6 protein-coding genes are annotated in these 11,827 nt (G+C 45.1%); 3 read left to right on the top strand and 3 right to left on the bottom strand.

What is annotated here, in order from left to right; translation table 11 throughout:
- Positions 1-6 precede the first annotated feature (6 nt).
- The 3 genes from ACLR2L_RS07870 to ACLR2L_RS07860 all read left to right on the top strand — a co-directional run bounded on the left by ACLR2L_RS07870 (position 7) and on the right by ACLR2L_RS07860 (position 8,154).
- The gene (locus ACLR2L_RS07870) at positions 7-2,754 is read left to right on the top strand and encodes an insulinase family protein (protein WP_413367184.1); all 2,748 of its coding nucleotides are present in this window, start codon (positions 7-9) and stop codon (positions 2,752-2,754) included.
- A gap of 182 nt (positions 2,755-2,936) precedes the next feature.
- A complete protein-coding gene (locus ACLR2L_RS07865) occupies positions 2,937-7,463 on the top strand; it encodes an EAL domain-containing protein (RefSeq protein WP_413367182.1) in 4,527 nt (1,508 codons plus the stop codon).
- Between the two features lie 535 nt (positions 7,464-7,998).
- Positions 7,999-8,154, top strand: coding sequence for a hypothetical protein (locus tag ACLR2L_RS07860; protein WP_413367180.1), 156 nt, complete (start codon positions 7,999-8,001; stop codon positions 8,152-8,154).
- Between the two features lie 64 nt (positions 8,155-8,218).
- On the opposite strand, the gene ACLR2L_RS07855 is transcribed toward ACLR2L_RS07860, so the two are convergent.
- The 3 genes from ACLR2L_RS07855 to fadI all read right to left on the bottom strand — a co-directional run.
- Positions 8,219-8,416, bottom strand: a complete 198-nt coding sequence (locus ACLR2L_RS07855) for a hypothetical protein (RefSeq protein WP_140955903.1) — start codon at positions 8,414-8,416, stop codon at positions 8,219-8,221.
- A gap of 149 nt (positions 8,417-8,565) precedes the next feature.
- The gene (gene fadJ / locus ACLR2L_RS07850) at positions 8,566-10,698 is read right to left on the bottom strand and encodes a fatty acid oxidation complex subunit alpha FadJ (RefSeq protein WP_413367178.1); all 2,133 of its coding nucleotides are present in this window, start codon (positions 10,696-10,698) and stop codon (positions 8,566-8,568) included.
- Positions 10,698-11,827: acetyl-CoA C-acyltransferase FadI (gene fadI, locus ACLR2L_RS07845; RefSeq protein ID WP_413367176.1), on the bottom strand; the 1,130-nt coding region annotated here is incomplete at its 5' end. The genes fadI and fadJ, both read right to left, overlap by 1 nt.

The following is an 11,827-nucleotide window of genomic DNA, read 5'->3' as shown; positions in this document are numbered from 1 at the left end:
ATTACATTGAATATTTCACAGGACATCGACAGCACTTATTCGTTTCAGTTGGAAAATGGCCTGCGGGTGTTAATTATCCACAAGCAGGAACTAACATCCTGTTGCGTTTCAGCGAGCATTAGAGCTGGGCATTTTTTTGACCCCGAAGACTGCCCCGGACTGGCACATTTGTTAGAGCACATGTTGTTTATGGGTAACGCTGTGCTACCTCAACCCAACGCCATCAACGAATTAATGGAACAGGCTGGCGGCAATATCAACGCATGGACCGGAACTGAATTTGCCAACTATCACTTTCAGGTGCATGCTCAGGCGCTGCCGCGTGTATTACCCGCTTTCGCGGCAATGTTAGGCGCCCCTAATTTTGACACTGAACAAATTCAGTCTGAAATAAAATCTATCGATGCAGAGTTTAAGTTCAAACGCAAAGACGACTTACGGCGGCTTTATCAGATCCACAAAGAAACCGCTAATCCCGCACATCCTTTTACAAAGTTTTCTGTAGGTAATCAGCAAACGTTTGGTAAGTTTAGCCTGGAGCAATTGCAGGAAAAATTACAGGCTTTTCACGACACATACTACTGTGCAGCCAACATGACACTGGTGATTCATTCGCCGTTCAGCGTAGGGCAAATTACGCCCTGGCTCACGCAGGCATTTGCCCCTTTACCAACCGGGCAAGCTGCAGAAATAAACCTGCCGGTGCTGTATACGCCTGAACAGTTGGGCGTCGAAATTCACATCACACCGCTGCAAGCGGCCAAACGGATGATCGTAACGTTTGCTCTGCCTCCTTTGCATTTGGAAATAGCGACACGCCCACTTGATTTTATAAGCCATGTGTTAGGCGATGAAGGCGCCGGCAGTTTATTTGCCTATTTAAAAGCCAGGGGCTGGGTGACTAACCTGATTGCCGGCTCTGGTATTGAAGGTGTCGGATTCAAAGACTTTAATATTAATTTGCAACTCACTGACTCCGGTCTGGACAACCAATTTAATATCGTGTCGGCCATATTCTACATGGTTGAATTAATTAGAAAGGCCGCAGGTGACGAGTGGCGTTTACTGGAAAAAGCCAAACTCAATCAGTTGGCCAGACAGTATGACGACTCACACAAGCCGCTACAAACCCTTTGTGACCTGGCGGAATTACATCAGTATTTTGATTGGGATACCATTGCCAGTGCATCGCAAAACGAAGCGCTTACCAGTGAATCATTAAACAGAGCACTGGCTTATTTTGTACCAGAAAATTTGCGTATCAAAGTGATTGCGCCAGGACTTGCTACTAATCGTCGTTGTGCACACTACGACGCGGCTTATGCAATTAAGCCGATCTCCTCTGACTCGCTCGCCCGCTGGAAAAAGCCTGCAGCGGTTCACGCTATATCCATGCCCCCCAAAAACCCATACATTGGTGATAGCTACAGTCTGTGCCCACTGGATAACCGATTTGCAATGCCTCAGGAAATCAGAGAAGAAAAAGGCATGAGCTTTTGGTTTTGTCAGGACCATACTTTCCGGGTACCGAAGGGTGACGTATTTATTTCTTACGACATTCCGTCGCTGGCACAAAACATTCACCAGGTAGCCGCTAAACGACTTTGGCTTGCGGGGTTAAATGATTATTTGCAGGGCCAATTCTACCGGGCGGAAATTGCCGGATTGCACTACAGAATATATGGCCACCAGGGTGGATTTACCCTGCATACCAGAGGATTCAGTGCACAACAGGGTCAGTTGGTTCAAAAACTAACGAATGCAATTCACGCCTTTGAGCCCGACCCTCAGACTTTTCTTCAGGTGAAAAGTCTGCAATGCCAAAGCTTGCAAAATACGCTGTTAAACAAACCGATTAACCGCTTATTTTCCCGGTTAAGTGTACTCATTCAGCGAAACACTCACGCACCTATTGAGCTGCTGGACGCTGTTGAACAATGTCAGTTTGATGATGTAAGGCGCGTTAAGGATCGCGCGTTTGATTATTATCACCTCGAAGGACTAATTCACGGAAACTGGAGCAAAGAAGCAGCAGAACGCATTGCTGATAGTGTTGTCGCGATGAGTCCTGGAGCGAAAGCATCACCACTCCCCCGCGCAATAGCCAAATTGCCAGTGGGACGCACTATGGTGCACGAAGTGAGTTGCGACCACGAAGACGCAGCCGTTGTTTTGTATCTTCAGGCACCCAGTAACGACACCTGGAATGTGGCGATGTGTATGGTACTGGAGCAAATGCTGGCCGGATCTTTTTTCAGCACCTTGCGAACAGAGAAACAGTTGGGATATCTGGTTGGCTCAGGTTATGTGCCGCACAATCAGCATCCGGGTATAACATTTTATATCCAGAGTCCAACGCATGGGCCACAGGTACTCATGTCACATATCAGTCAGTTTCTTCAGCAACAAACTCGTGAGCGAGCATTTTACGAAGGCTACTGGCCAAATATTCAGCGCAATTTACTGAAGCAATTACAGGATGTGGATCTTAATCAGTCGATGCGCTCACAGCGCATCTGGCAGGGACTGGGCTCGAACGACAGCAATTTGCACCGCAATCAGCTTATCGCCAGTACAATTGAAAGTATGAGTTTTGACGATATCATTGGTTATGCCACCAATATGAATCTCAACCAGACCTTTGGCGAGCTTGTGCTGTTTTCTGCCGGAAAATTCCCCCCTTTACAAAGCGAAGAACAAGACACCATCACGCACATTGCCGACTTTAAATCCCGCGTAGAGTTCTATTTATAGTGAGGCAAACACGGCTGAATACTCAAATTCAGCCGTGTTTGCTGAAGTTTTATTCACCCTGTTTTGCTATTCAAAAAAAACCTTGTAGAGCGCCTTGTAATTCGGCATATTGGTGCTTGGCTAGAACGGACGCTAACCAATTCAAATTAAAAGAAAGATAAGGCATTCATTGCCAAAGGTGTATGGTGCGCTCAACCCATAGAACGACGTTAGCACTGTTTTTAGTCACAGTGATAATTTTTATTGCCCGTTTAGCCAGTGCTAATGCGGCGATTAACGACATCCGCTTTAGTGAATTCACGCGGGAAGATGGTGTGTCTGAAGGCACCATTACATCAATTGCCGAGGATCAGTTTGGCTATATTTGGGTGGGCTCAGTTGACGGTCTGTTCCGCTTCGATGGCTATGAGTTTAAGCACTACCAACACTCACCTAAAAAACCGGATTCCATCCCCCCCGGATTCACCCGAACCATGTACGTTTCCTCAAATAAAGATTTGTGGATTGGTACTTATACCGGACTTGCAAAATACCAGCCTGAAACGGATAGCTTTAGGGTTTACAATACCGATAATTCGCTTATTCGTAACAACGACATCTGGTCAATCAGTGAAGACTCCAAAGGCAATATCCTGGTTGCCGATACGTCCAACCTGTACATTATTAACGCCCAAAATCACCAATTAGAATTGTTAGACGAACGTATCGATTTTCCAGATGACATTGAAGTTATTCGCAATGAACCTACGCGTATATGGATTGGAACCTACGGTTCGGGTGCTTATATTTATGACAAGACTCGCCGACAATTATATTCACTCATGACTGTGAACCCTTGGGGAATTAATCTGGAAGTTGACTCTGTATTTGATATACAAGTTATTGGCGGTGAATACTGGCTTGCAAGTAATAAGGGTGTGATTGTCATTAACAATCAGGGAAGTATCGTTAAATTAATTGACGAGACTACTTACCCCAATTTGGTCAATCAAACCATAAGAACTGTCAGAGAAATTGAAGAAAGTGTTGTGTGGATTGGTACTGAAGCAGGTTTAGGTGTCTACAACGGTGTTAAGGACTCGCTTATTGTTTTTGGAGAAGATAAGAAAAACTTTACAAACCTTAAAAATCAGTTTGTCAGAGAAATATTCATAGACTCTACACATTCCATCTGGTTAGCCACTTATGAAGGGCTTTATCAGCATAGATATAATCCATCCAATAATGCTATGAGGCTGTATTCCCATAAAACTTCAGATGAGGCTGGCGGTTCAAAACGAATTTGGGCAGTGGAAGAAGACTCAAAAGAATATCTTTGGATCGCGACGCAAAGTTATGGCGTTGGTCGATTTGACATAAACAGAAGTACTCTCGATTACTACCTGAAAAGCCAACAAAATCAATTCTGGGATTTAATTGTGGATGCTCAGGATAAGATTTGGCTTGCGACGTCACAAGGTATACAACTTTATTCGTTTACTGATGGTAAATTAATAAAAATAAGCGAATTCCTGAGCGGCGAAATTGTTGACTATTTGTATTATTTTGATGGAACTGTCTGGGCCTGGACTCAAAGCCAAGGATTAATATCTATTAAGCAATCCGAAAGGCTACAAAACGCGTTGGGAACCAAATCTGAATACAAAGTTGTACATCATCAGAATGCTTTCAAAAATACGATTTACTCCCCTATATTCGATGACAAGGATGGGAATCTTTGGCTGAGTACTATTGGAAAAATTGAAATCTATAGTCCACTTCAAGATAAAGTAGTTTCGTCGATAAACCTTAAGTTAACAAGCGACAATTCGTCTTCACTAGTGAAGTCAGTTTACGAATGGGGAAACTATTATTGGCTCACGACTCAATCATCAGGTATTTACCAACTTGATAAGCAAACCTTAAAATTGATTGATAAAAAAGCATTGGATATTCACTCCAATGTAATATTGGCAGCTACAGGATTTAAAGATTCCATTTGGATATCTACCGATTCATCGATACAACAATTGCTTTTACCTTCCTTGGAAACTGGCGTCAGCTTTTCTCAGGAGCAATTAGAATACAATAGCTATTCAGAAGGAGTAGTATCAACCACTCAGGACAATGCTTTAGTTTTTGGTGGTGACAAAGGATTTCATTACTTCTATCCAGAGCTAATGACATTTAAAAAGAACAGTGATGTTCCATCAAAAAGTCCACAATTGTTTTCCTTAAAGGTGTTTGGAAAAGAGCAGGTTTTTTCTACTGACAACACGTTACTTGATAAACCGATTTATTTGAAGCAGGCGCTAACACTGGGTTATCAAGATGCAAGATTTAGCTTTAGTTTTGGTGTTATCAATGCGACGTCTCCGTTTGCTATACAGTATCGCTACCGACTAGTTGGGCTTGATTTAAATTGGACAGAAGCTGGAACTGACCGTCAAGCGTTTTACAACAATGTTTCTTTTGGAGACTATACCTTCGAAGTTCAAGCACTCGAGGATGGCAAGGCATGGTCACCTTCTCGTACACTGAACATAACTATCTCTCCCCCGCCCTGGCTGCACCCTGCTGCCCTGGTATTCTATGGTTTCTTTGCTGCGCTAATGGCCCTTTACGTGGTACGTCAATATCACGTAAGACGCTCTCAACGTATTGCGATATCGGAATCAGAGGAACGATTAAAACTCACGTTGTGGAGTAGCGGCGATGAACTATGGGACTGGGATGTATTCCGTGGTCAGGTATACCGTTCTAATACCTGGGGCACACTGGACTTCCCACAAGACGATATCCGTACCAACAGTGCATACGATGCCAACATACATCCGCACGATTTACGCCGCGTACAGGATGCGTTAAAAGCGCATCTCGACGGAAAAACCGAATTTTTCGAACTCGCTTACCGCGCTCGCACATTCACCAATCAGTGGGTTTGGATCCTTGACCGCGGTAAAGTCGTTCAGCGTGACCACAATAACCAGCCTGTGCGGATGACAGGGACACTGAAAAACATTCAGCATTTAAAAGACGCGGAAGAACAGTTAAATCTGTTTAAACGGTCAATCGAAAACATTTCCGAAGGCGTGTTCATTACCGACACCAAATTCCGTTTTATCTCAGTAAACAATGCTTATTGCACCTACACCGGTGAAACCCGTGAGCAAGCACTGGCGAGTTATTTGTATTTCCATCAATACCCAGAGGCCTTTACGGAAGAAATTAAAAAAACCTTGAAAGCGCGTGGCAACTGGAGCGGTGAAGTAGAAAGTAGCCGGGTTAACGGTGAGCGCTATGAAATTGAATTGAATATTGATGCCGTGCACGACGACGATGGCCGCATTTCGCACTTTGTGGGCGTATTCTCAGACATTACGTCGCGCAAAAATACCGAGAAAGAACTGCTGAAACTGGCAAACTCAGATCCGTTAACCGAATTGCCCAACCGCTCATTCTTCCAGGCCAGCCATAGTAATCTGGTGCGCAAAGGTTCACATCATGCCCTACTCTGCCTGGACATGGATAATTTTAAGAAAATCAATGATTCTCTGGGTCATCAAACCGGTGACATTCTGATCAAGCAAATTGCCAAACGCATTCAGCGAATCACCGACGCCAACTCGACCTGCTATCGGTTAGGTGGTGATGAGTTCAGTGTATTAATGGAAGACGTGTCAGACATTCACAGTATTACCCATTTTGCCCAGAATGTGCTCAATACTCTCGCACGACCATTTATTATCAACAAACAGGAATTTGTGCTGGGGTCCAGTATTGGAATTGCGTTGTTCCCAGAGGATGGTTCGTCGCCCCAGGAGCTACTTAAAAATGCCGATACTGCCATGTATTTCGCTAAAAACAACGGCGGCAACAGTTACCAGTTCTTCAGTGGTGAAATGAACCAAAACGCTGTACGTCAGCTACAAATTGAGAACCTGATCCGACAGGGTATCAAAGACGATTTATTTACTGTTTACTACCAGCCCAAAGTAGACATTACCACCGGCAGACTGGTGAGTATGGAAGCACTGGTGCGCTTTGAGCATCCTCATAAAGGCATTGTAAGCCCTGGACAATTTATTCCATTGGCAGAGCAAACCGGACAAATCATTGAGATTGGTGAGCAGGTGTTAAGAAAAGCCTGTCTCGACACCAAGCGTTGGGTAAGTGAAGGCTTGTTCAGTGGCCGGGTTGCGGTAAACATTTCAGCAAAGCAATTTGAATTGCCCGACCTGGATGATCGGATTGAGAACATTTTGCGTCAGGTTGGTTTATCTCCTCTTCATCTTGAGTGTGAAATTACCGAAGGCACGCTAATGGAAAATCCCGATGAAGGCTTGCGAATGATGCAGCGCCTTCGCGATCGCGGCATTCATTTGGCACTGGATGATTTTGGTACCGGATATTCTTCGCTGGCGTATTTAAAACAATTTCCGCTGAATACGTTAAAGATAGACAAAGCATTTATCGACGATATCGCAAACAGCAGCGTAGACCGCCATATGGCAGCAGCCATTATCAATATCGCCCATAATTTGGGCCTGAAAGTAGTGGCTGAAGGCGTGGAATATGAAGAGCAGTTGAACATTCTGCGTCGTTACGACTGCGAAATGATCCAAGGCTTCCTGTATAGCAAACCGTTAAATGCAGAGCGGTTTGAAAAGCTGCTCAGAGAAAACAGCCTGCTTCACAAAATCATTAATAAAGTCTCACCTGACGCCTAGCAGCTCTTTGAACGGGCTGCCAGTGTCGTGTTCAGCTTCACCCTGATGATATTACTCATCTCGCTAATATCCGCTCTCAAGCGCGCGTGGTGCGTAAATTTCCTCAATCTCTTGCTAAATACGTTTTAACAGGGTTCATGAGCCACACTGGCATACGTATCACTTTTACCCTGTAACATCGAAAACATTAGTTTTACTCAATATATATTGGCTAATGTATTTATTTCTATGTACTTTTCATGCCAGTAAAAAAACAAACAACACATTTTTATAACGCTATTTGCAATAGAAAGGTAAAGAAACGCAAACTTTTGACACCATTGCCTCAAGTTTTTCCGCAAGCGGCAGATAAATGCATAGAACGGCAATAATTTCCGGCAACGGATTTTTGACGCCGCTCACATTAATGCTCCAACTTGTTGTTATAAAAGGAATTATAAAGTTGGCACAATGTTAGCTATAGACATTGTGACGACAGAAACAATGTCAGTCAGTTTTGTTTGTTTTGTTTGTTTATAATAATGAGGAATGAAAAATGTTGAAAGCTTATGCAGTCGCGCTAGTTCTTTCTACTACAGCACCTGTCGCAGACCAAAAGCAAGAAGGCGCTCAAAAAGCACCTGTACAGAAAAAAGAAGTTGCAACAGAGACTCAGCAGTTTCGCCCAAAGACTAACGGTGTTCGTCTTTAATCTACAAGATTTCGCGTACAAAAAGGGAGCTTGATGCTCCTTTTTTTATGTCCGACATTCAGCGCTAAGCGCGTAACACAACGTTATTAAAGCCTGTATCACGGCGCATTCTGACATGGCGCGAAATGGTAAACATAGGCAATAATAACGGGCCTAATACGCATCCGGCTGCCGCCCAACGCTTTGCAGCTAACCCTGCTTTCAGAGACTCAACGTAAAAAAATACGCCTGACAAAACCGATACCAAAATAATCGTCAACATTTTGACACCTCGCTCAAAGAAAACTGAAAAACCGATACTCAGAAAACGCGCGAATAATATACGATCGCACACACAAAACCAGCATTTTTATTCGTTATAATGAAAAAAACCGGGCAATGCCCGGTTTTATACAACTTGTTAACAATAAATTAATAGAATCTTCTATTTTCCTTTACCATTTCCTCTAGGACTGGCGCAGGTTGATACTTCTTATCAAGCTTTTCAGCGTAGTAATTCAAGCGCTCTACTACCTTTTTAATGCCAAGCTGATCCATATACCTGAAAGGTCCGCCCAGGAATGGTGGGAAGCCAATACCAAAAATTGCGCCTATATCCCCATCACGAGGATTGCGGATCACACCTTCGTCTAAACAGCGTGCGGCTTCATTTAACATCATCAGTACGCAGCGTTCAGATATTTCAGATTCACTGCGGCTCTTGTTCGGCTGAATACCCAATAAAGTGTACAAACTGTCGTCCACTTCTTTACCTGGCTTTTTGCCTTCATACAGGTAAAAACCGCGTTTGTTTTTCTTACCCTTGCGATCATCTGCCAACACTTTGTCGAAAGCGCCTGGGGCGGTAAAACGCTCACCAAAGGCGTCAACCAGAATGGGGATAATTTTGGTACCCACATCGATTCCCACTTCATCCAGCAGCTTCACGGGGCCTACCGGGAAACCAAAGTTAAGCAGCGCTTTATCGATATGGTCGATAGGTTCACCGGCAAGGATCAGGTTCGCCGCTTCGTTCATATAGGGCGCGAGAATACGGTTCACGTAGAAGCCCGCTCCGTCTTTTACTACTACTGGCGTCTTCCCTTGTTTCTTGGCAAATTCAACGGTAGTTGAAATAGTTTGATCAGACGTCTTTTCATGCGCGATCACTTCCGCCAGTGGCATTTTATCTACTGGAGAGAAGTAATGCAGACCAATGATATTTTCAGGACGCTGCGCCCCTTCAGCAATTTGTCCAATTGGAATAGACGAGGTATTCGACGCAAAAATCGTACTTTCTTTGCAATTGTTTTCCACGTCAGCAACCATCTGCTGCTTCAGTTTCACGTCTTCAAATACTGCCTCAACCACAATGTCTACATCTTGCATACCGGCGTAATCCAATGTGCCGGTTAACAGTGACATTTGCTTCTGCATTTCCGACTTCAGCATAAATTTACGCTGCACTTTTTTAACCAGCAGGTCGTAGCTGTATTTCATGGCATTGGCGATACCAATTGGCTGGATATCTTTAATACGCACTGGCACTTTCGCTTTGGTCGCCGTAACAAACGCAATACCCCCACCCATCAGACCACCGCCCAACACGCCGACTTTAGCCACTTTTTCCGGGGCAACATTCGCCACACCAGATTCTTTCTTCATGGCAGTTGTAGCAAAGAATATCTGACGAAGCTGTTTTGATTCAGGTGTCATCACCAGTTGGCCAAACGCTTTTGCTTCAGCCTCTAAACCAGCTCGCATGCCTTTGCTCAGACCTAATGCCACCACATCAAGAATTTGCTGTGGCGCTGGGTAATTTCCGCGTGTTTTTGACTGGGTTTGTTGCGCCGCTTTGTTAAACAGAATATTGCGACCCGGGCCCGTGCCTTCAAGGAATTTATTAACCAGCCCTTTTTGCGGCATTTCACGGTTTGGTTTGCCTTTAGCAGCAAAGATACCCGCTACGTCCAATAGCACTGAATGCGGCACAACTTCATCAACCAGGCCGTATTTTTTAGCCTGCTTTGGACGTACCGCACCACCGGTGAGCATCATTTTAATGGCTTGTTGAATACCGATTAATCGAGGTAAACGCTGTGTTCCGCCACTGCCTGGTAATAAACCCAGCTGTACTTCAGGCACACCCAGTTGCGTCGCAGGGGCATCGGTACAAACGCGGTAGTGGCACGCTAATGCCAGCTCTAATCCACCGCCCAGTGCAGGGCCGTGAATAGCCGCCACAAAGGTGGCACGCATTTTTTCGATGCGGTCAAAAATGTCCTGACCACCTTTGGCTAATGCCTGTGCCTCTTCCGCCGTTTTACAGGCGTCCAGCATAGTAATGTCAGCACCGGCGACGAAAGAGCTGGGTTTACCACTGATCAGCACCACGCCTTTAATGTTGCTATCAGCTTCAATTTCATCCAGGATTTTGGTGATGTCATCGCCAAACGCCTGTTTCAGGGTATTCATTGACTCACCCGGTACATCCATGGTGAGTACGGCAATGCCGTTGTCCTGGCGGCTTAAAGTAAATGCGCTGTTTGCTGCTTGTTCAGTCATTACGCTGTCTCCAAAATCATAGCTGCGCCTAAACCACCTGCCGCACAGGCAGTGATCAAACCGGTACCACCGCCACGGCGGTTCAATTCATTCAGCATCTGCGTGATCATACGCGTACCTGTTGCGGCAAAGGGATGACCATATGCAAGTGAACTTCCCATCACGTTGAATTTGTCCATATCGATTTCACCGGTAGCTTTGCTGCGACCCAGTTTTTCCTGAGCAAACTTATCGCTGGCAAACATTTTAACGTTTGCCAAAGTCTGAGCAGCGAAGGCTTCATGCATTTCAATCAGCGTCAAATCGTTTAGTGTCATGCCTGCACGCTCTAATGCAATGGGAGATGCGTAAGACGGGCCCATCAGCATATCTTCCCATACATCAATTGCCGCAAATGCATAACTCTTAATATAACCAAGTGGTGTGTAGCCCAATGCTTTCGCTTTGCTCTCGGTCATCATCAGTACTGCTGATGCACCATCAGTTAATGGCGTTGCGTTGGCCGCAGTTACTGAACCGTATTTGCGGTCGAATACCGGACGTAATTTTGCATAGCCTTCCAGCTTTGAATCGAAGCGAATATTGTTGTCTTGCTCCAGCGCACCTTTAAACGGTTCGGCATAGGCAGTCATTACTTCACCAGCCAGTTTGCCTTCTTTCCAGCTTTGCGCTGCAAGCGTATGCGAGCGGTGCGCCAGTTCATCCTGTGCTTCGCGAGAAATACCATGGGTTTTCGCCATCTGCTCAGCAGTTTGTCCCATAGATAAACCCGTTGAATATTCAGCAACCGCCGGCGGTACTGGCAGTAAATCCTTAAAGCCGAGATGCTTAAGTACGGCCCATTTTTGGCCCAGGGTTTTGGTTTTTTGCAGGTCAACCAGTGCACGGGCTAATTTCTTCGATACACCAATAGGTGATACAGAGGTTGAATCAGCACCACCGGCCACCCCCACTTCCACTGTGCCAGCCATCATAGATTCTGCGATATTCACCGTAGACTGGAAGCTGGTTGCACAAGCGCGTGATACGCTATAGGCGTCGGTGTGTACATTCATACCGGTGCCCAGCACGATTTCACGGGCAATATTGGGAGCTTCAGGCATTTGTACCACCTGACCATATACCAGTT

It is taken from the genome of Alteromonas sp. AMM-1, from assembly GCF_047290655.1.
Classification (GTDB): Bacteria; Pseudomonadota; Gammaproteobacteria; order Enterobacterales; family Alteromonadaceae; genus Alteromonas; species Alteromonas mangrovi.
Note: the sequence above shows the minus strand (reverse complement) of the source record. Positions and strands in the feature narration are given on the sequence as shown.